This window comes from Alcanivorax sp., from assembly GCF_051117345.1.
Classification (GTDB): Bacteria; Pseudomonadota; Gammaproteobacteria; order Pseudomonadales; family Alcanivoracaceae; genus Alcanivorax.
Window position 1 is genome coordinate 1 of sequence record NZ_JBNPEC010000034.1, and the last position, 20,364, is coordinate 20,364.

16 protein-coding genes are annotated in these 20,364 nt (G+C 58.6%); 12 read left to right on the top strand and 4 right to left on the bottom strand.

Features of this window, described 5'->3' with window-relative positions:
- The 4 genes from ACFE0K_RS02515 to ACFE0K_RS02530 form a co-directional block, all read right to left on the bottom strand.
- Nucleotides 1-297: Hpt domain-containing protein (locus ACFE0K_RS02515; protein WP_434534565.1), on the bottom strand; the 297-nt coding region annotated here is incomplete at its 3' end.
- 56 nt (nt 298-353) lie between these two features.
- Entirely contained in the window at nt 354-749 is a 396-nt protein-coding gene (locus ACFE0K_RS02520) for a response regulator (RefSeq protein WP_434534566.1), read from the bottom strand.
- Between the two features lie 397 nt (nt 750-1,146).
- Nucleotides 1,147-4,278, bottom strand: a complete 3,132-nt coding sequence (locus tag ACFE0K_RS02525) for an efflux RND transporter permease subunit (RefSeq protein WP_434534567.1) — start codon at nt 4,276-4,278, stop codon at nt 1,147-1,149.
- 34 nt (nt 4,279-4,312) lie between these two features.
- Nucleotides 4,313-5,509, bottom strand: coding sequence for an efflux RND transporter periplasmic adaptor subunit (locus ACFE0K_RS02530; protein ID WP_434534568.1), 1,197 nt, complete (start codon nt 5,507-5,509; stop codon nt 4,313-4,315).
- 159 nt (nt 5,510-5,668) lie between these two features.
- On the opposite strand from ACFE0K_RS02530, the gene ACFE0K_RS02535 reads away from it, so the two are divergent.
- From ACFE0K_RS02535 to ACFE0K_RS02590, 12 genes are all read left to right on the top strand, one after another.
- Complete coding sequence (locus ACFE0K_RS02535; protein WP_434534569.1) at nt 5,669-6,313, top strand: TetR family transcriptional regulator; 645 nt, start codon at nt 5,669-5,671, stop codon at nt 6,311-6,313.
- A 313-nt stretch (nt 6,314-6,626) separates the two neighbouring features.
- A complete protein-coding gene (locus ACFE0K_RS02540; protein ID WP_434534570.1) occupies nt 6,627-8,318 on the top strand; it encodes a long-chain fatty acid--CoA ligase in 1,692 nt (563 codons plus the stop codon).
- Between the two features lie 138 nt (nt 8,319-8,456).
- The gene (locus ACFE0K_RS02545; protein ID WP_434534571.1) at nt 8,457-9,320 is read left to right on the top strand and encodes a branched-chain amino acid ABC transporter permease; all 864 of its coding nucleotides are present in this window, start codon (nt 8,457-8,459) and stop codon (nt 9,318-9,320) included.
- Complete coding sequence (locus ACFE0K_RS02550) at nt 9,320-10,384, top strand: branched-chain amino acid ABC transporter permease (RefSeq protein WP_434534572.1); 1,065 nt, start codon at nt 9,320-9,322, stop codon at nt 10,382-10,384. Before ACFE0K_RS02545 ends, ACFE0K_RS02550 begins: the two co-directional genes overlap by 1 nt.
- A complete protein-coding gene (locus ACFE0K_RS02555; RefSeq protein ID WP_415039344.1) occupies nt 10,377-11,144 on the top strand; it encodes an ABC transporter ATP-binding protein in 768 nt (255 codons plus the stop codon). Before ACFE0K_RS02550 ends, ACFE0K_RS02555 begins: the two co-directional genes overlap by 8 nt.
- A complete protein-coding gene (locus tag ACFE0K_RS02560; RefSeq protein WP_434534573.1) occupies nt 11,131-11,838 on the top strand; it encodes an ABC transporter ATP-binding protein in 708 nt (235 codons plus the stop codon). Before ACFE0K_RS02555 ends, ACFE0K_RS02560 begins: the two co-directional genes overlap by 14 nt.
- A 69-nt stretch (nt 11,839-11,907) precedes the next feature.
- Nucleotides 11,908-13,095: an ABC transporter substrate-binding protein gene (locus tag ACFE0K_RS02565; protein WP_434534574.1), complete on the top strand. Its 1,188-nt coding sequence runs from the start codon at nt 11,908-11,910 to the stop codon at nt 13,093-13,095.
- Nucleotides 13,096-13,345: 250 nt separating this feature from the next.
- A complete protein-coding gene (locus ACFE0K_RS02570; RefSeq protein WP_434534575.1) occupies nt 13,346-15,433 on the top strand; it encodes a 3-hydroxyacyl-CoA dehydrogenase NAD-binding domain-containing protein in 2,088 nt (695 codons plus the stop codon).
- Nucleotides 15,434-15,518: 85 nt separating this feature from the next.
- Nucleotides 15,519-16,715 carry an acyl-CoA dehydrogenase family protein gene (locus ACFE0K_RS02575; RefSeq protein ID WP_434534576.1) on the top strand — a complete coding sequence of 399 codons (1,197 nt, stop codon included), beginning with the start codon at nt 15,519-15,521 and terminating at the stop codon, nt 16,713-16,715.
- Between the two features lie 10 nt (nt 16,716-16,725).
- The gene (locus ACFE0K_RS02580; protein WP_434534577.1) at nt 16,726-17,868 is read left to right on the top strand and encodes an acyl-CoA dehydrogenase family protein; all 1,143 of its coding nucleotides are present in this window, start codon (nt 16,726-16,728) and stop codon (nt 17,866-17,868) included.
- Between the two features lie 254 nt (nt 17,869-18,122).
- On the top strand, nt 18,123-19,151 hold the full coding sequence (locus ACFE0K_RS02585) for an NADP-dependent oxidoreductase (RefSeq protein ID WP_434534578.1): 1,029 nt from the start codon (nt 18,123-18,125) through the stop codon (nt 19,149-19,151).
- On the top strand, nt 19,151-20,364 hold a 1,214-nt coding region (locus ACFE0K_RS02590), incomplete at its 3' end, for a DHA2 family efflux MFS transporter permease subunit (RefSeq protein WP_434534579.1). The genes ACFE0K_RS02585 and ACFE0K_RS02590, both read left to right, overlap by 1 nt.

A 20,364-nucleotide genomic window follows, 5' to 3' on the forward strand; every position in this document is an offset into this window, starting at 1 on the left:
AACACGAATTTCATCCACGACGTCCAGGAGGGCCGTGGCGTGAGGCAGGGCCATGTGTTGATCGCCTGCGCGCATGGCGCCGAGAATATCTTCCAGGGCATGGCTCAGGGTTTCCAGGTGCGTGAAGCCAAAGAAGCCGCAGGTGCCCTTGATGGTATGAATGGCGCGGAAGGCGCTGGCAATAAGGTCGCTGTCCTGCGGCGCACGTTCCAGCGCTACGATATCCTGTTCCAGCTGCCCCAGGTTTTCGTCACTTTCGATCAGAAAACTTTGCAGCGCCTTGTCGTTTTCCTGCATCGGGCCTTCTCCCCCTTGAACCTGTCATGCGTTGTTATTGGTATCGACGTTGCTGTTCAGCCGGCGGCGAGTTTGCGCAATGAGGCCAGTCGTAAAATGGAACGCAGATCGGCGTCATGGGGCGGTTTGACGAGATAGTTGTCGCACCCGGCCTGGCGGCCGGCCAGATGGGCTTCTGCGGAGGTCATGCTGGAGAGCATGGCGATACGGGCCGGGCTGCCTTTCTGGCGCAGGGCAGTACAGGCCTCAAGACCACCCATCACCGGCATTTCCACATCCAGGAAAATCAAATCGAAAGGGCGTTTCTCGGCACATGCCAGTGCCTGGCAACCATCGGCGGCCTGGGCAATGTCCAGGTCATAGGAGCCGGCGGCCAGTTCGTGCAATTTGGCGGTGATAAGGCTTCGTATGGTGGTGCTGTCGTCCACCACCAGGATGTTGAGTCTATCCATGACCCTTCCCTGTGTAGCTGCTACGTCCATTCTGTTCCCCGGATCCCGGTTGAGACCGCTAAAGCAGCACAGGCTGCTATTTCCCCTCAGGACATGAGCAACTATTTTTATATTGGCAGAAGACGGAAATGAAAGTATGGGTGGACGAACGGTACAGTTTTGTCGATGTTCGCCGAATACCTTATTGGTGTGCTTTTTTCCAAATCTGCTTCACAAAATATAGCCATGCCCTCATTAGGGTTATATAAGTACCATGGTTCTTTTCACGCAGACTTCACAGAGGGGATGAACGAAATCGAGGGGCGACGAACGGCCGTCGGAAGCGGGGAAATAGTATTGCAGGGAAGGAAGGAGAAACTGCCAGGCCCACTTGGGGCCTGGCAGCTTGAAAGCCGGATCAGTGGCCCGCTTTCTCTTTCGGTTTGCCATTCAGTGGAACGCCGGCGAGCTTGCGTACTACCACATAGAACAGGGGGATAAAGAAAATCGCCAGCACCGTGGCCGTGAGCATGCCACCAAATACCCCGGTACCGATGGCGTTACGGGCACCGGCACCGGCGCCGGTGCTGATCATCAGCGGGGTGACGCCGAGCATGAAGGCCAGCGAGGTCATCAGAATCGGGCGTAGCCGCATGCGTACCGCTTCCAGGGTGGCCTTGACCAGGTGCTCGCCTTTCTGTTCCAACTCCAGGGCAAATTCCGCAATCAGAATGGCGTTTTTCGCCGATAGCCCGATGGTGGTAAGCAGGCCTACCTGGAAGAACACATCGTTCTCCAGTCCGCGGAAGGTGGCAGCCAGCACCGCACCGATCACGCCGAGCGGTACCACCAGCATGACTGCGAAGGGAATGGACCAGCTCTCGTAGAGCGCCGCCAGGCAAAGGAATACTACCAGCAGGGAAATCGCATACAGGGCCGGCGCCTGATCACCGGACTGGCGCTCCTGATAGGAAAGGCCGGTCCATTCGGAGCCGAACCCGGCAGGCAACTTGGCGGTGAGCTCTTCCATGGCATCCATGGCATCACCGGTACTGTAGCCGGGTGCCGCGTTGCCCTGAATGTTCACCGAGGAGACACCATTATAGCGTTCCAGCTTTGGTGACCCGTAGGTCCAGTGGCCGGTGGCAAAGGCGGAAAAAGGCACCATTTCGCCCTGGTTGTTGCGCACATACCAGTCATTAATGTTTTCCGGCAGCATGCGATAGGGCGCGTCAGCCTGTACATACACCCGTTTCACCCGACCCCGGTCGACAAAGTTGTTCACATAGCTTGAGCCCCAGGCAATCTGCAGGGTGCTGTTGATATCGCTGATGCTGAGTCCCAACGCCTTGGCTTTCTGCTGGTCAATATCCAGTTGATATTGCGGGCTGTCTTCCAGGCCATTGGGGCGCACGCCGGCCAGGCGAGGGTCCTGGCTGGCCATGCCCAGTAACTGGTTACGGGCCTGTATCAACGCGTCGTGACCTCGGCCGGCCTGATCCAGCAGCTGAAAGTCAAAGCCACTGGCGTTACCGAGTTCGGGGATCGAGGGTGGATTGAGGGCAAAGATCATGGCCTCGCGGATGCTGGCGAAGAAGCCCATGGAGCGGCCCACCACCTGGTCGACGCCATCCACTGACAAGTCCCGCTCGTTCCAGTCTTTCAGGTTCACAAATGCCAGCCCGGCGTTCTGCCCCTGGCCGGTAAAACTGAAGCCCGCAACGGTAAACAGGCCATCCACGGCGGAGGTTTCCTCGTTGAGGTAATACGTCTCCATCTTCTTCAGCACGTCCACGGTCTGTTCCTGGGTGGAGCCGGCCGGCAGTGTGACCAGAGTAAACATCATGCCCTGATCCTCTTCCGGCAAGAAGCTGGAAGGCAGGCGCATAAAGGAAAAGCCCAATACGCCGACGATCACCACATAGATCGCCAGATAACGACCGCGGCGGCCGAGAATTTTTTCCACCCGGCCCTGATAAGCCATGCTGCTGCGATCAAAGGTGCGGTTGAACCAGCCGAAGAACCCCTTGTTGGTCTGGTGCTCGGCATCCTTGGCCTTGAGCATGGTGGCACACAGGGCAGGGGTGAGGATCAGGGCAACCAGCACGGATAGAACCATGGCGGAGACAATGGTGATCGAGAATTGCCGGTAAATCGCCCCGGTGGAGCCGGGGAAGAACGCCATGGGGATAAATACCGCTGACAGTACCAGGGCAATACCCACCAGGGCGCCGGTTATCTGGCCCATGGATTTGCGGGTGGCTTCCTTGGGGGGTAAGCCTTCTTCGTGCATGACCCGTTCCACGTTTTCTACCACCACGATGGCATCGTCCACCAGCAGACCAATGGCCAACACCATGCCGAACATGGTCAAGGTATTAATGGAGAAACCGAAGGCCGCCAATACACCGAAGGTGCCGAGCAGTACTACCGGTACCGCAATGGTGGGAATCAGGGTAGCCCGGAAATTTTGCAGGAACAGGTACATCACCAGGAAGACCAGCACGATGGCTTCGAACAGGGTATGGACCACTTCCTCAATGGAGATCTCCACGAACGGGGTGGTGTCGTAGGGGTAATCCATTTCCATCTTGTCGGGGAAGAAGGGTTTTAATTCTTCCAGGCGAGCCCGCACCGCATCAGCGGTATCCAGCGCGTTCGCGCCGGAGGCCAGGCTGATGGCCAGGCCGGCGGCAGGCTGGCCGTTATAGCGCCCCACCACATCATAGTTCTGGGCAGCGAGTTCTACCCGGGCTACATCCCGCAGGAATACCTGAGACCCATCCGGATTGACCTTGAGCAGGATATTCTGGAACTGTTCGGTACTTTGCAGGCGCGTCTGGGCAATGATGTTGGCATTGAGCTGCTGGCCTTCCACCGCAGGGGCGCCACCCAACTGGCCACTGGCCACCTGGTTGTTCTGTACCTGAACCGTCTGGGTAATGTCCTGGGGCGTCAGGTCGTATTTGTTCAGTTTGTTCGGGTCCAGCCAGATACGCATGGCGTAGGGGGAGCCAAACAGCTGAATCTTGCCGACACCCGGTACCCGGCTGATCGGATCCTGCACATTGGAGGCCACATAGTCGGCCAGATCGGCCCGGCTGAGGCTGCCATCCTCGGAGGAAAATGACACCACCATCAGGAACGAATCCGAGGATTTGCTGACCTGCAGCCCTTGTTGCTGCACTTCCTGGGGCAGTAGCGGGGTGGCCAGTTGCAACTTGTTCTGCACCTGAACCTGGGCGATATCCGCGTCGGTCCCCGGGGCAAATGTCAGCGTGATCTGGGCGTTGCCGAAGGAATCGCTGCTGGAGCCGATGTAGAGCAGATTATCGATGCCACTCATCTGCTGCTCAATCACCTGTGTGACCGAGTCTTCCACGGTTTTTGCCGAGGCGCCGGGATAGTTACCGGCGATGGTCACCGCTGGCGGGGCCACTGCCGGATACTGTTCCACTGGCAGCGTATAAATGGCCAGGGCACCCGCCATCATCATGATGATGGCGATAACCCAGGCAAAAATCGGGCGGTCAATAAAGAATCTGGCCATGGTATTCCCGTTTCTCGTTACGTCGAGTTAAGCGTTATTGCGCTGCGCCTTGATCCCCGCCTTGAGAGGCGGGGGCCTGGGATGGTTGAGCTTGTTGTTCGGTATCAACGGGGTTAACCGGAATGCCCGGCTGGATTTTTTGCAGCCCATCCACGATCAACCGGTCTCCGTCTTGCAGGCCGCTGGCGATGAGCCACTGACTACCCACGGCTCGTTCGGTGACCACGTTCACTTTTTTCACCGTGTTGTCGTCGTCGATGAGCATGGCGCTGGCCTGGCCGGTGGGGTCACGGGTTATGCCTTTCTGGGGAACCAGAATGGCATCTTCTCGCTGGCCCTCGGGCAGGCGGCCGCGCACGAACATGCCTGGCAGCAAGTCGCCATCCGGGTTGGGGAAGAGCGCGCGCAGGGTCACCGAGCCGGTGCTTTCGTCCACCGCATATTCGGAGAACTGCAGAGCGCCGGGTTTGCTGTACTGGCTGCCGTCTTCCAGGATCAGGGTGATACGTGCTTCATCGTCGCTGACCTGCTGCAGTTCGCCGGCTTCCATGGCCTGGCGCAGGCGGCGCAGCTCAATGCTGGACTGGGTCAGATCCACGTAGATAGGGTCCAGCTGGCGGATGGTCGCCAGGGCAGTGGCCTGGTTGGCGGTGACCAGGGCGCCGGCAGTCACCGTGGAGCGACCGATGCGGCCACTGATTGGTGCCTCAATGGTGGCGTAATCCAGGTTGATCTGTGCGCTTTGCAGATTGGCGCGGGCGGCGGCCACGGCGGCCTTGTTTTCATCCAGGGCGGCTTTGGCTTCGTCATATTCCTGCTGGCTGACGGAGCGGCGTTCCAGCAGTGTCTTGAAGCGTTCCACACGCAGGGTGTTGGAGTTGAGGGTAGCCTGGGCCCGAGCCAACTCCGCCCGGGCAGAGGCCACCGCTGCCTGGTAAGTGCGCGAATCGATTTTGTAGAGGGGTTGCCCGGCTTCTACCTTCTGGCCTTCCTCGAACAGACGCTTTTCGATCACACCGCTGACCTGCGGGCGCACTTCAGCAATCTGGTGAGCGGTGGTGCGCCCGGGCAGCTCCCGGCTAAGGGTGGTGGATTTTGCCTTTACCGTAATGAAGCCAACCTGCGGAGCCTGTTGCTGCTGTTGCTGGCCGGCCTGGTCAGCGTCGCTGCAACCGGCAAGCTGCAGGGCAAGGGCGCCCGCCAGAAGGGAGAGAATCAAACCGCTGCGCATAATCACCTCTGTTTTCAATGCACGCCGTCAGGCACCGGCTCGATGAACGGGCGGTGCTTGCAGGAAATATGAATCAGGTTCAGTATATACATTCAGTAATGTATGTATAGAGCCGAACGTGGAATCCAGCCGATTTTTTTAAGCCCATAAGAGTCTCCCATGGTCAGGCGAACGAAGGCAGAAGCACTGCAAACCCGGGCACAGATCCTGGATGCCGCCGAGCAGGTTTTTCACCGTAAAGGGGTACTTTCCGCCTCTTTAAAAGATATTGCCAGCGAGGCCGGGGTGACGCGAGGGGCGATCTACTGGCACTTCAAAAACAAACACGATGTGTTCATGGCCATGGTGGATCGCAGCCGCTTGCCATTCGACAGCCTTGCCCAGCGAGCGGAAGATGCCAGTGAACCGGATCCGCTGGGGCGCCTGCGCGAGTTTATGGTCTATCTGTTACAGCAAGCGGTCAGTGATCCTGGCCAGCGGCGGCTTTTCGAGATCATGTTCCAGAAATGCGAATTCAGCGGTGAAAATGCCGATTTGCTGGACCGTCAGCGCGATGCCTCCCGGGATTCCTCGGGTCGACTGGGGAGGACTTTCCAGAACGCCATGGCTCGTGGGCAACTGCCGAAAAATCTGGATATCGTGAAATCCGTTACCTGGTTACACAGTCAGCTTACCGGTGTGATCATGCACTGGTTGCTCGATCCGGAGGTGTTGGATCTTGAGAGCATGGCCTCGGATTTCGTGGATACCTGCCTGTTTGCCCTGCAACACTCTCCCTCCTTGAGGCACTCTTCTCCGCATTGATTGAAGGCCCGGAATTACCAGTTGAAAAACCGGTTCGCATTTCCGATAACTGGTCTGTGCAGAACACATACCCGGTGGTATGTTTCGAGATCCCCTTTAAAAATGCCTGCTCCGGGCATTGTCAGATTTCGTTTCAAAAAACAAAACGTCATTCCAAAATAGTATTGACGACCCTCCCGAGCCATGTCAGATTGACTGGCGAGTCAACATCTTGTTTCCGCTGAAGGGCGGTGGGACCGCCGATTCCCTTCAGCATTCGCTACAGCAGCAAAAATAAAAGGCGCTTATGAAAAGCGCCGCGGGAGAGCACAACATGTTTGATCGGCACTATGCGGTCTGGCCGGAGAATATGCCGCGCCACCTCAGCCTGCCGCAGACCAGCCTCTATACCAATCTGGAGGTCTCGGCTCTGCGTTATCCCCACCGGGATGCAATCAACTTTTACGACAGCCCCATCACCTTTGCCGAACTCAAGCAGCAGGTGGATGCCCTGGCGGGTTACCTGCAATCGCTGGGGGTTGAGAAGGGCGACCGGGTGCTGTTATTCATGCAGAACGCCCCCCAGTTCATCATCAGCTATTACGCCATCCTTCGTGCCAATGCCATTGTGGTGCCGGTGAACCCCATGAACCGGGCCGCCGAACTGGAGCATTACCTGGAGGACACTGAAGCCACCGTGGCTATCTGTGGCCAGGAGCTGTTGCCGGCCATGGCGCCGGTGGTGGGCATGGTAAATCTTCGTCATGTAATCGTGGCGGCCTACAGCGACTACCTCACCCGTGACACGGACCTGCCGTTGCCCGCCGAGGTGGAAGCACCGGCGGTGGCGCTGAACAATCCGGCGCACATTGCCTGGAAAGAGGCGATTGGCGCCGGTGAAACCCCCAGTGAACTGTTGGTAGGCCCGGACGATCTGGCGGTGTTTCCTTATAGCTCTGGTACCACCGGTGCCCCCAAGGGCTGTATGCATACCCATCGCTCGGTGATGGCCACCTGCGTGCAGGGCGGTGTCTGGAGCCACGGCACCACCGAATCGGTAACCCTGGCCACGCTGCCATATTTCCACGTCACCGGCATGCAGGGCTCCATGAACTCGCCGATCTATGGTGGTTCATTGATCGTGCTGATGACCCGCTGGGATCGACGTGTGGCAGCGACGTTGATCGAGCGCTACAAGGTCAGCCGCTGGGTGAATATCGTCACCATGGCTATCGACCTGCTCTCCGATCCGGATGTGGAGAAGTATGACTTGTCCTCCCTGGAGAATATCGGTGGCGGTGGGGCGGCCATGCCGGCGGCGGTATCCGACAAACTCTTCCATCTCACCGGCCTGCGTTACATGGAAGGCTATGGCCTGTCCGAAACCATTGCCGGTACCCATATCAATCCCACCGACAACCCCAAATCCCAGTGTCTGGGAATTCCGGTGTTCGATATCGATTCGCGCATTGTGGCGATTGAAGAGGATGGCCAGACCGGCAAGGAACTGGGGCCCGGCGACGTAGGGGAAATCCTCATCCATGGTCCGCAGGTGTTCCAGGGGTACTGGAAGCGTCCCCAGGAAACGCAAAAGGCGTTCATCGAACTGGATGGCAAGCGTTTCTTCCGCACCGGCGATCTGGGCTACTACGACGACGAGGGCTATTTCTTCATCGTTGATCGGGTCAAGCGGATGATCAACGCGTCGGGGTTCAAGGTCTGGCCGGCAGAGGTGGAAAGCCTGATGTATCGCCACCCGGCCATCCAGGAAAGCTGCGTGATTTCCACGCCTCACCCGCGCCGCGGGGAAACCGTGAAAGCCTGCGTGGTCCTGCGCAACGAGATGAAAGGCACGCTCACCGAGCAGGCCATCATCGACTGGTGCAAGGAAGAAATGGCCGCCTACAAGGTGCCGCAGGTGGTGGAGTTTCGCGACGAGCTGCCCCGTTCGCCCACCGGCAAGGTGATGTGGCGAGCCCTGCAGGAGCAGGAATGGGCCGGCGAACAGGAACAGCAGGCTTGCTAGTAAACCTGCACAGACTTCAGTCAGCGTCACAATAAATCATAGGCGGCAGCGCTACGCCGCAGGGGCTGACATAACAAATGAAAAACGGGAAACGCGATTGCCGCTGGGCAACCGTTCCCACACACAGGAGGCTTTGCCTTGGACTTAGTCATGCAGCAAGTGCTTAACGGCCTGACGCTGGGCAGCATCTACGGGCTGGTGGCCCTGGGTCTGACCCTGGTGTACGGCATCTTGCACGTACCGAACTTCGCCCACGGGGCGCTCTACATGGTGGGCGCCTATGTGTCCTACGTGATCATGGTCGATTTTGGCGCCAACTACTGGCTGGCCATGCTTGGCGCCGCCGGTGCGGTGGCGTTGCTGGCGGTGTTGTGCGAAAGGCTGGTGTTCAACCCCTTGCGTCATGCGCCACCGATCCACGACAAGATTGCCGCCATCGGCATCATGCTGTTTCTCGAAGCGCTGGTGCAGATGCACTGGGGCGCAGAATTCCGCCGCATGCCCACGCCCTACACCGGCATCGTTGAATTTGCCGGCCTGACCATGCCGGCTCAGCGGATACTGATCATCGTCGGTGCGTTCTCGCTGATGGCGGTACTGCACCTGTTCCTGAAGAAGACCATGACCGGCTCCACCATTGTCGCCATGGCCCAGAACCGGGAAGGGGCCTTCCTGGTGGGAATCGATGCCAACCGGGTGGCGATGATGACCTTTGCCATCTCCGGGGTGCTGGCGGCGGTGGGGGCCACCCTGTTCGCGCCGATCAATCTGGTGTACCCGGCCATGGGGCATCTGCTGATCATGAAAGCCTTTGTGATCATCATCCTCGGCGGCATGGGCTCCATTCCCGGTGCCATCGTCGGCGGCTTGATCATCGGTTTTGCGGAAGCCTTTGGTGGCTTCTACATCTCCACCGACTACAAGGACATCATCGCCTTCGCCTTGCTGGTGGTGATTCTCTCCATCAAGCCCACCGGCCTGTTCACCAAGGGGGTGCGCTAATGAACGCCCTGCAGAAGATTTCCGAGTTTTTCATGACGCCGGCGATGAAGATCGTGATGATCGTCGCGGCACTGCTGTTCCCCTTTGTGGCGAGCAATGAATACCAGATCTATGTGATGGCGCTGGCATTTGTCTGGGCCATTGCGGTCTACGGCATGAACATCATCACCGGTCTGTGCGGCCAGTTGAATCTGGCCCATGGCGGTTTCTTTGCCATCGGTGCCTATACCCTGGCGATTCTCACCGTGGATCACGGCTGGGCTTTCTGGTGGGCGTTTGTGGCCGCCGGTGTGTCCGGTGCGTTGCTGGGCCTCCTGGCCGGGGTGGTGTCGTTGCGTCTGAAGGAGCATTACTTTGCCATCTTTACCCTCTGTGTGGGGTTCATCATTTATCTGTTGATCGATAAATGGGAAGAGCTGACTCACGGTGCCCTGGGCATTATCAATATTCCAGCACCCAGTGGGTTCGGCCTGGTGGATTTCACCGAAACCACACCGTTCTACTACCTGGCGCTGGTCTTTATGGTGCTGTCCATCTGGCTGGCCGCGCGGATTGCCAATTCCCTGCTGGGTCGCAGCTTCCGGGCCATTCGTATCAGCGACGAGCTGGCCGCGTCCCTGGGCATCAACCTGATGCGCAACAAGGTACTGGCGTTCGTGCTGTCCACTACCTATGCCAGCGTGGCCGGCGCACTGTATGCCGGCATGGTGCGCTTTATCGGTCCGGCGGAAGCCGACGTGGTGCATACCTTCGACATGATTACCTTCCTGCTCGTGGGGGGCATCGGCACCCTGATGGGGCCGTTGCTCGGCACCCTGGCGATCACCTGGTTGACCCAGTCCCTGCAGTTTTTGGAAGAGTACCGGATGATCGTGTTCGGCCCGTTGCTGGTGGTGCTGGTGATCTTCTTCCCGCGGGGTGTGGTAGGGACGTTCCTGGCCTGGCGCGGCCGCCGTCTGGCCGCGGCGCAGGAAACCGCCCAAAAGGAATCTGCCAGCGAAAAAAAGCCGCAACCGAACCAGGCAGTAACAGCTCGCAACCAGGAGGCCAGTAACCATGCTTAAAATCCATAATCTGACCAAACGGTTCGGTGGCCTGGCGGCGGTAAACAACGTCAGCATCGAATTCGAAGCCAACAAGATCAACGCCATCATCGGCCCCAACGGTGCGGGTAAAAGTACCTTCTTCAATCTGGTCGCCGGTGCCATGGCGCCCACCGAAGGCTCCATCGAATACCAGGGCATGGATATCACCGGTATGGCCTGTGATCGCATTGCCCGGCTGGGTATCGCGCGGACCTTCCAGACCACCTCACTGTTCGATGAATCCACGGTGCTGGACAACCTGATCGTGGGTCACCGCCTGCGCACCCAGTCGCGCCTGTGGGACGTGATCATCAACTCCAAGCGTCTGCGTGATGAAGAGAAGAAATGTCGTTCCCGGGCCCAGGAAGTGCTGGATTTCGTCGGCCTGTCCCATATCGGTCATCGCATTACCGCGGATATCAGCCAGGAAGAAAAAAAGCGTGTGGCGTTTGCGCTGGCTCTGGCCACCGATCCGGAGCTGGTGCTGCTCGATGAGCCCGCCGGCGGTATCAACCCGGAGGAGACCGAGAACCTGGCATCACTGATCCGCAAGATGGTCGAGCACGGCGTCACCGTCTGCCTGATCGAGCACAAGATGGACATGATCATGAGCCTGGCGGACAAGATCATGGTGTTGGATCACGGTGAAAAAATTGCCGAAGGCACTCCGGAACAGATTCGCAACAATCCGGTGGTAATCGAAGCCTATCTGGGGAGTGATGACGATGCTGCAGCTTAACGATGTGGAAGCCCGCTACGGCAGCTTCAAGGCCCTGGAAAAAGTCTCCATGACGGTAGGCGAGGGCGAATTGGTGGTGCTGCTGGGTGCCAATGGTGCCGGCAAGAGCACGCTGTTTAATACCATCAGTGGCTTGCTCAAACCCACCGCCGGCACGATTTCCCTGAATGGCAAGGATGTCACCGGCCTGAAGCCTTCCGGGCTGGTGCAGAGCGGCGTGGTGCAGTGCCCGGAAGGGCGCAAGTTGTTCCCGGAAATGTCGGTGCTGAAAAACCTGATGCTGGGTGCCTATGTGCATCGCCGCGACAAGGCCGCCATCAAGAAGACACTGGACCAGGTATTGGCGCTGTTCCCGATTCTCGATGAGAAGAAGGACCATGCAGCTGGTTCTCTGAGTGGAGGGCAGCAACAGATGGTGGCTATCGGCCGCGCCATGATGGGGCGGCCCAAACTGCTGCTTCTGGACGAGCCCTCCCTGGGGCTGGCTCCGCTGGTGGTGAAGCAGATGTTTGAAACCATCAAGGGCATCAACGAACAGGGCACCACAGTGTTGCTGGCGGAGCAGAATGCCTTCGCCGCACTGAAAATTGCTCACCGCGCCTACGTGATCGAAAACGGTCGCCTGGTGATGGAGGGCGATAAAGACGCGATGTTGGGTAACGAAGAAATTCGCAAGGCCTATATCGGAGCCTGAGTGAACTTCACAAAACCAGCAGCGTGTGCGCTACAACAAGCTTGAGCAAAACAATAACGGGAGAGTTTCATGAGCAACGGAAAAAATACACTGGTTAAGCGCTTCTGCCGTCTGGCCTGCGCCAGCGCCATCGCACTGGCTGCCACCGGCGCGCAGGCTGCAGAAACCGTTACCATCGGCTTCACCGGTCCGCTGAGTGGCGGTGCCGCACTGTACGGCCAGAACACCCTGGAAGGTCTGCAAATGGCCGCCAAGGAAATCAACGACAAGGGTGGTTTCAAGGTCGGCGATGAGACCTACGAGATCAACCTGGTATCCCTGGATGACAAGTATGCGCCCAGTCAGGCTGCGGTGAACGGCAAGCGGCTGGTGCAGCAGTACAATGCGCCGGTGATCTTTACGCCGCACTCCGGTGGCACCTTTGCGCTGCAGGCATTCAACCAACGGGATGATTTCCTGGTGATGTCTTACACCTCGGTGCCCACCGTGACCGAGAAAGGCAATGAGCTGACCGTGCGCATTCCGCCCACCTTTACCGGCTACATGAAGCCGTTCACCAAGATCGCCATGGAACAGAATGGCAAGAAAGTTGCCATCGCCAATGCCACCCATGACTACGCCAAATACTGGACCAAGGCATTCGTTCCCACCTGGGAAGCCATGGGCGGTACCGTGGTAGCGGACAACCCGATGGACTACAACAAGTCGGCGGACTTCTATACCGGCGTGAGCAAGGTGCTGGCAGAGAAGCCGGACGTGCTGTTCATCGGTGGGGCTTCCGAGCCTACTGCACTGGTGGCCAAGCAGGCCCGTCAACTGGGCTTCAAGGGCGGCTTCGTGATCATGGACCAGGCTAAGATGGGTGAAATGTCCAAGATCATTGGTGGCTACAAGATGCTGGAAGGGTCTGTAGGTGTGGTCCCGCTGACCATGTACGAAGAGCAGGGCGCCAAGGACTTCGTTGCCAAGTACCACAAGCAGAATGATGGCAAGGATCCGACCACCGAAGTGGCCTACAACTACTTCGCCATGCACGCCGTGGTTCAGGCCATGAAAGAAGCCGGTACCGTTGAGGACTCCAAGGCGATTCGTGCGGCCATGGGCGATGCCCTGAAAAACCTGGCGGAGGAGAATAACCCCTACGGCGTAACGGAAATCGATGCCAAGGGCGGCATGATGGCTGACCCCAACATCGCCACCGTCAAAAAAGGTGGCACTGTGGAGCTGCAGCGCATTTCCGAGGTGCTGGGCGAGTAACTCGAGGAAGAGGGAAAGCAGGGCGCCAGGCGCCCTGTTTTTCGGCCCATTTCAGATAATGAAATTTAATTCCAAAATAATTGAAACCGGTTCGCCTTTGCTTATACTAGAGGCAGTTAACAGTCATGTGCGTTGCCGTTAAGGCAACGCAGATCAGTGTTAACACATCCACATCTTCCTGACCTGGCGTGAGACCGGGCAGACACTGCCGTGCTCTACCGGAGCATGGCAGTTCAATGAGGAGAGTACTATGAGTCATCCGGTCAGCCTGAGTCGCGACAGCGATATTGGCGTAATCCGAATCAACTATCCCCCCGTCAATGCGTTGGGCCATGGGGTCCGTGAGGGCCTGCAGAACTGTCTCCGCGAGGCCCTGGCAGACGATGGCATCAAGGCGGTGGTGGTCATCGGCGAAGGCAAGACCTTCCCGGCTGGTGCGGATATTCGTGAATTCGGCAAGCCACCACAGCAGCCGATTCTACCGGCGGTGATCGACGAATACGAAGCCAGCGACAAGCTGGTGATCGCTGCCATCCACGGCACTGCCCTGGGTGGCGGGCTGGAAGTGGCCCTGGGCTGTGATTATCGGGTGGCTCTGGATAGCGCCCGCCTGGGCTTGCCGGAAGTGAAGCTGGGCCTGCTGCCCGGCGCCGGTGGCACCCAGCGCCTGCCGCGTCTGGTGGGGGCACAGAAGGCCCTGGAAATGATCGTCGGCGGCAACCCGATCAAGGCGAGTGAGGCCCGGGAACTGGGTCTGGTGGACGAGGTGGTCAGCGGCGATCTGCTGGAGGGCGCATTGGCCTTTGCCCGCAAGCTGGTGGCTGACGGCGCGCCGCTGCGCAAGATTTCCCAACTGGACGTGCCCGGTGATACCAGCGCCGAGCTGTTCGACCACTTCGAGCAATCCATTGCCAGAAAACAGCGCGGCTTCAAGGCGCCGTTTTCCTGTATCAAGGCGGTCAAGGCAGCGGTGGAGCTGCCCTACGACAAGGGAGTGGAACGCGAGCGTGAGCTGTTCTTCAAGCTGATGATTTCCAGTGAATCCGCGGCCCAGCGTCATGTCTTCTTTGCCGAGCGGGAAGTGGCCAAGGTGCCCGGCCTCGACAAGGACACGCCCAAGCGTGAGGTCAAGCTGGCGGCGGTGATCGGTGCCGGCACCATGGGCGGTGGCATCGCCATGAACTTCGCCAATGCCGGTATTCCGGTGAAGATTCTCGAGGTGAAGGAAGAGGCCCTGGAAAAGGGTGTCGCCATTATCCGTAAAAACTACGAAAACACCGCAAAAAAAGGCCGTATTACCCAGGCACAGGTGGAGCAGCGCATGGCACTGATTCAGCCCACCTTAAGCTACGATGATCTGAGCGATGTGGACCTGGTCATCGAAGCCGTGTTCGAGAATATGGACGTGAAAAAGGCCGTGTTCAGTGAGCTGGATCGGGTCTGCAAACCTGGCGCCATTCTGGCCACCAACACCTCCACCTTGGACGTGAACCGCATTGCCGGCTTCACCGAGCGCCCCGAAGACGTCATGGGCATGCACTTCTTCAGCCCGGCCAACGTGATGAAGCTGCTGGAAAACGTACGCGGCGAGAAGACCTCCGATGAGGTGATCGCCACCGTCATGGATCTGAGCCGTCGCATCGGCAAGGTCGGTGTGCTGGTGGGCGTGTGCCACGGTTTTGTCGGTAACCGCATGCTGCACAAGCGCCAGGCGGAAGCTATTCAACTGGTCAACGAAGGCGCCAGCCCCGAGCAAGTGGACAAGGTTCTGTTCGATCTGGGCTTCCCCATGGGCCCCTTTGCCATGTCTGATCTGGCCGGCATGGATGTGGGCTATCGCATCCGCGAGGAACTGCGCAAGGAAGACCCGGACAATGCGCCGCCGCGTAACTGGACCGACGAGCTGGTGGAAGCCGGTCGTCTCGGCCAGAAGACCCAGGCTGGCGTTTTTGACTATAAAGAGGGCGACCGTACCCCTGTACCTTCACCGGATGTAGACGCCATTATTGAACAATACCGTAAGGAAAACGGAATTACCCCGTGTGAGATCAGCGATCAGGAAATCCTGGAGCGCTGCATGTACGTGATGGTCAACGAAGGGGCGAAGATTCTCGAAGAGGGCATCGCTGCCCGTCCGCTGGATGTGGACGTGATCTGGATCTACGGCTACGGCTTCCCGGTGTATCGGGGTGGTGTGTTGTTCTGGGCAGACCAGGTTGGCGTGAAAACCATCCACGACAAGATCAACGAGATCTACCAGCAAACCGGCTCCGATGTCTGGAAGCCCGCCAAACTGCTCAGCGATCTGGCAGAGCAGGGCAAGGGTTTTTACCGGTAACGCAATAACTGACAACTGCCTGTGCGGGTGCAAGCACGCTCCTGCGGCAGTGATAACGCTTAAACCTTTCAAGAGGTTCTGAAAGATGGATATCAACTACACCCCGGAAGAACTGGCGTTTCGCGATGAAGTGCGGGCCTTTCTGGACAATAAGCTGCCCAAGGAAATTGCCAGCAAGGTCAAGAACAACCAGCACCTGGGCAAGGAAGACACCATTCGCTGGCAGAAAATTCTCAACGAAAAGGGCTGGATGGCCCTGCACTGGCCGAAAGAGCATGGCGGCACCGGCTGGTCTCCGATCCAGAAGCATATTTTCGAGGAAGAGTGCGCCGAGTACGGCGCCCCCACCGTGCTGCCTTTTGGTGTGAACATGGTGGCGCCGGTGATCATCAAGTTTGGCACCGAGGAGCAGAAGAAAACCTATCTACCCTCCATCCTCAACAGTGATGTGTGGTGGTGCCAGGGGTATTCCGAGCCGGGTGCCGGTTCTGACCTGGCCGGGTTGAAAACCAAGGCCGTCCGTGAAGGCGATCACTATGTGGTCAATGGCCAGAAAACCTGGACCACCCTGGGCCAGCACGCGGACTGGATCTTCTGTCTGGTGCGCACCGACCCCAACGCCAAGAAACAGGAAGGTATTTCCTTCCTGTTGATCGATATGGAGACCCCGGGCATCACCGTACGCCCGCTGATCACCCTGGACGGCGAGCACGAAGTGAACGAAGTGTTCTTCGACGACGTGAAAGTACCGGTGGAAAACCTGGTCGGTGAAGAGAACAAGGGTTGGACCTGCGCCAAGTATCTGCTGACCTTCGAGCGTACCGGCATTGCCGGTGTGGGCCAGTCCAAGGCGGCGCTCAAGCATCTCAAGGACGTGGCTGGCAAGGTGCAGCAGAACGGCAAGCCACTGATCGAAGACCCGCTGTTCCGCAACCGTCTGGCGGACGTGGAAATGGAACTGATGGCACTGGAAATGACCAACCTGCGTACCGTGGCTGCGGCCCAGGCCGGTGGTGTTCCCGGCGCGGAAAGTTCCTTCCTGAAAATCATGGGGACCGAACTGCGCCAGGAAATCACCGACCTGTTCCGCCGTGCGGCGGGCCCCTACGCCCAGCCGTTCCTGCCGGAAACCTTTGAAGCGGATTACGACGGTGAAATGGTAGGCCCCGACTTTACCAACAGCGTTTCCACCAAGTACTTCAACATGCGCAAGCTGTCGATCTTCGGCGGCTCCAATGAAATTCAGAAGAACATCATCGCCAAGATGATTCTGGGACTGTAAGGAGACGACCATGGACTTCAAACTGAGCGACGAACAACGCATGCTCGAGGAAACCGTGGGCCGTCTGGTTCGCGATGGTTACCCCTTCGACGTGCGTGAAAAAGCCCGCACCAGCGAATTGGGTTATTCAACAGAAATGTGGCAGCAGTTCGCCGAACTGGGTCTGCTGGGTGTGCCGTTTTCCGAAGACTTCGGCGGCTTCAATGGCGGCGGCCCGGAACTGATGGTAGTGGCCGAAGGCTTTGGTCGCGGTCTGGTGCTGGAACCCTATCTGGCCACCGTGGTGCTCAGCGGCACCCTGATCGATTTCCTGGGCAGCGATAGCCAGAAAGAAACCCTGATCAGCGCCATCGTCGGCGGCGAAGTCCGCCTGGCCCTGGCCGCCTATGAGCCGGAAGGCCGTTATGATCACACCCATGTGTCCACGACTGCGGAAAAGCGCGGCGATGGCTATGTGATCAGCGGCAACAAGGCGGTGGTCCTGCACGGCGATAGTGCTGACAAGTTGGTCGTTATTGCCCGCACCGCTGGCAGCACCAATGACCGCAATGGTCTGTCTGCCTTTGTGGTGGATGCCGCCGCCGACGGTGTCAGCCGTCGCGGTTACGAAACCATTGATGGCCTGCATGCGGCGGAAATCACTCTCAACAATGCGCCGGCGGAGCTGCTGGGTGAAGCAGGCAACGCCATTGACGCCCTGGAGAAATCCCTGGCGCTCGGCATCGTCGCTCTGTGCGCGGAAGCCACCGGTGCCATGGAAGTGGCCTGCGACCATACGTTGAACTACATCAAGGAACGCCAGCAGTTCGGCGTGCCCATTGGCAAGTTCCAGGCGCTGCAGCACCGCATGGTGGAAATGCGTATGGAGCTGGAAAAAGCTCGTTCCATGACCATCCTGGCCGCCTGTTCCCTGGAGTCGTCAGCGCCGGTACGCGCCAAGCGCCTGGCTGCGGCCAAGGCCATTATCGGCAAATCCGGTCGTAAGGTGGCGGAAGAAGCCATCCAGCTCCACGGTGGCATGGGCATGATGGAAGAAACCGCCGTGTCTCATTACGCCAAGCGTATCGTGATGATCGATCACCAGCTTGGTGATCTGGGCTACCACATGCAGCAGCTGGAAAGCCTGCTGGATGTGGACGAAGACGCAGCGTAACGGAAACACCAAGGCGGCTTCGGCCGCCTTTTTTGACGACAAAAAATTATTTTTTCTGTAGGAACGGCGCTCGAGCCGCGATAACCCAAAACCTAAAAGCGTTATTTACCACAGAGGGCACAGAGATCACTGAGGAAAAACGGGTTCTTCTCTGTGTGCTCTGTGCCCTCTGTGGTGAAAATGCTTTTGATCCTGGTCTTTAATCGCGCCGCCAGCGACGCTCCTACAGCGGGTATTGAATACGGGAGAGCACCATGACTATCAATCGCCAGATCATTTTGTCCGAGTACCCCAAGGGCATGCCCCAGGCTGAGCATCTGCCCATGCGCGAAGGGGAATTGCCGTCTCCGAAAGACGGGCAGGTTCTGATCCGCACCATCTACCTGTCTCTGGACCCCTACATGCGTGGCCGCATGAGCCCGGCCAAGTCCTACGCCGCCAGTGTGGAACTGGGTGATGTGATGCAGGGCGCCACCGTTGGCCAGGTGGTGGAATCGCGGCTGGAAGGTTATGAAGCCGGCGATTACGTGCTCGGCTTTGGTGGCTGGCAGGAGTACTCCGTGCAGGGCAAGGAAATGCTGCGCAAGCTGGACCCGAAGCAGGCGCCCATCAGCACCGCCGTCGGTGTGCTGGGCATGCCGGGCTTTACCGCCTATGCCGGGCTGCTGGAAATTGGCCAGCCGAAAGAAGGTGAGACGGTTGTCGTGTCTGCCGCCAGCGGGGCGGTAGGCCAGGTGGTTGGTCAGATAGCCAAGATCAAGGGCTGCCGTGTGGTCGGCGTGGCCGGTGCGCCGGACAAATGCCAGCACGTGATCGACGCCTATGGGTTTGATGCCTGCGTGAATTACAAGGACGACGACTTTGAAGCCCAGCTCAAGGCCGCTTGCCCCGATGGTATCGATATCTATTTCGAGAACGTGGGTGGCAAGGTGTTTGACGCGGTAATGAAGTTGGTCAACGATTTCGCCCGTATCCCCCTGTGTGGCCGTATCGCCCATTACAACGATACCGAAGCGCCCCAGGGCCCGGATCAGTTGCCAGCGTTTCTGACCAAGCTGTTGGTCAAGCGGGTGCTGATCAAGGGCTTTATCCAGTTTGATTATGCCCACCTGATGAAGGACTTTGTCCGTGACATGAGCACCTGGATGCAGGCTGGAAAAATTCAGTACCAGGAAGATATTGTCCAGGGGCTGGAGAACACCGTGGAGGCCTTCCAGGGCCTGCTGGAAGGGCGTAACCGGGGCAAACTGCTGGTGCAGGTGAGCGAGGATACCTCTCGATAATGGCGGCAATGGCAGCGGTGGAAGCGCAGGTCCAGGCGCTTTTCGCCCTGCATGGCCCGCGCTATCGCTGGCTGGCCACGATAACCGTGATGCTCGGCACCATGTCCGTGGTGCTGGCATCCACTATTATCAATGTGGCCATCCCCACCATCATGGTGGAGTTCGATCTGGCCCAGGATCAGGTGCACTGGCTGGCCACCGGCTTTCTTGCGGCCATGACCGTGGGCATGTTGCTCAATGCCTGGTGTGCCCAGCGGTTCGGCGCCCGGGGTGCCTATCTGTTGGCAATGGGGCTGTTTATTGCGGTGTCCCTGGTGGGCGCCGTCAGTGAACAGTTCCCCCTGCTGGTGGCCGCGAGGGTGGGGCAAGGATTGCTGGCCGGGTTGATACAGCCCCTGGCCATGATCACCATTTTCCAGGTGTTTCCGTATAACCGTCGCGGCCAGGCCATGGGTATTTATGGCCTGGGTGTGGTGCTGGGGCCGGCCATTGCCCCTGCCATCGGCGGTGTGTTGGTGGATTCGCTGTCCTGGCGGGCGGTGTTCCTGGTGGTATTGCCGGCCTGCGTGGTGGGCATGGTCATGGCCTGGCGCTACCTGCCAAGCAAGGACCGGGAGGCGCCGCCGCGTCGTCTGGATACGACTGGCGTGCTGCTGCTGGCGGTGGGCATGACGGCGGTACTGTGGGGCCTGGCCAACGGCCATCGCCGTGGCTGGATCGATCCTCTGCTGTTAGTGGCCCTGCCGGGTGGGGTTATGACTCTGGTGCTGTTTGTGCTCTGGCAGCGCCATACCCCGCAACCGCTGATGGATTTGCGCGTGTTTCGTTATCCGGGATTCACCGGCAGCTTTCTCATGTCCATGGTGATCGGTGCCGGGGTGTTCGCGTCTACCTATATAACACCACTGTATTTCCAGCAGGTGCTGGGTGAGAGTGCGGCGAGCGCCGGTCTGATGCTGATGCCGGCGGGGCTGGCCATGGCCTTTACCTTTCCGGTGGCTGGGCACCTTACAGACCGGTTTTCTGAAACCCCTTTCTTTCTGGCCGTCCTGTTGTTTTTCTTCCTCAATCTGTTGTTGTTGGCCGTTGCCAGCCTGACTACCTCGGCAGTGTGGCTGGTGTGGTGGACTTTACTGGGCAGGGTGGGGCTGGGCCTGATGATGCCGCCATCGTCCACCGGCGCACTGGGGCTGTTACCTCCATGGCTGATACC

Excerpts from the sequence above, each read along its gene's own strand:
- ACFE0K_RS02520 (WP_434534566.1), bottom strand. The coding sequence starts at position 749 with ATGGATAGACTCAACATCCTGGTGGTGGACGACAGCACCACCATACGA.
- ACFE0K_RS02525 (WP_434534567.1), bottom strand. The coding sequence starts at position 4,278 with ATGGCCAGATTCTTTATTGACCGCCCGATTTTTGCCTGGGTTATCGCC.
- ACFE0K_RS02530 (WP_434534568.1), bottom strand. The coding sequence starts at position 5,509 with ATGCGCAGCGGTTTGATTCTCTCCCTTCTGGCGGGCGCCCTTGCCCTG.
- ACFE0K_RS02535 (WP_434534569.1), top strand. The coding sequence starts at position 5,669 with ATGGTCAGGCGAACGAAGGCAGAAGCACTGCAAACCCGGGCACAGATC.
- ACFE0K_RS02540 (WP_434534570.1), top strand. The coding sequence starts at position 6,627 with ATGTTTGATCGGCACTATGCGGTCTGGCCGGAGAATATGCCGCGCCAC.
- ACFE0K_RS02550 (WP_434534572.1), top strand. The coding sequence starts at position 9,320 with ATGAACGCCCTGCAGAAGATTTCCGAGTTTTTCATGACGCCGGCGATG.
- ACFE0K_RS02555 (WP_415039344.1), top strand. The coding sequence starts at position 10,377 with ATGCTTAAAATCCATAATCTGACCAAACGGTTCGGTGGCCTGGCGGCG.
- ACFE0K_RS02560 (WP_434534573.1), top strand. The coding sequence starts at position 11,131 with ATGCTGCAGCTTAACGATGTGGAAGCCCGCTACGGCAGCTTCAAGGCC.
- ACFE0K_RS02565 (WP_434534574.1), top strand. The coding sequence starts at position 11,908 with ATGAGCAACGGAAAAAATACACTGGTTAAGCGCTTCTGCCGTCTGGCC.
- ACFE0K_RS02570 (WP_434534575.1), top strand. The coding sequence starts at position 13,346 with ATGAGTCATCCGGTCAGCCTGAGTCGCGACAGCGATATTGGCGTAATC.
- ACFE0K_RS02575 (WP_434534576.1), top strand. The coding sequence starts at position 15,519 with ATGGATATCAACTACACCCCGGAAGAACTGGCGTTTCGCGATGAAGTG.
- ACFE0K_RS02580 (WP_434534577.1), top strand. The coding sequence starts at position 16,726 with ATGGACTTCAAACTGAGCGACGAACAACGCATGCTCGAGGAAACCGTG.
- ACFE0K_RS02585 (WP_434534578.1), top strand. The coding sequence starts at position 18,123 with ATGACTATCAATCGCCAGATCATTTTGTCCGAGTACCCCAAGGGCATG.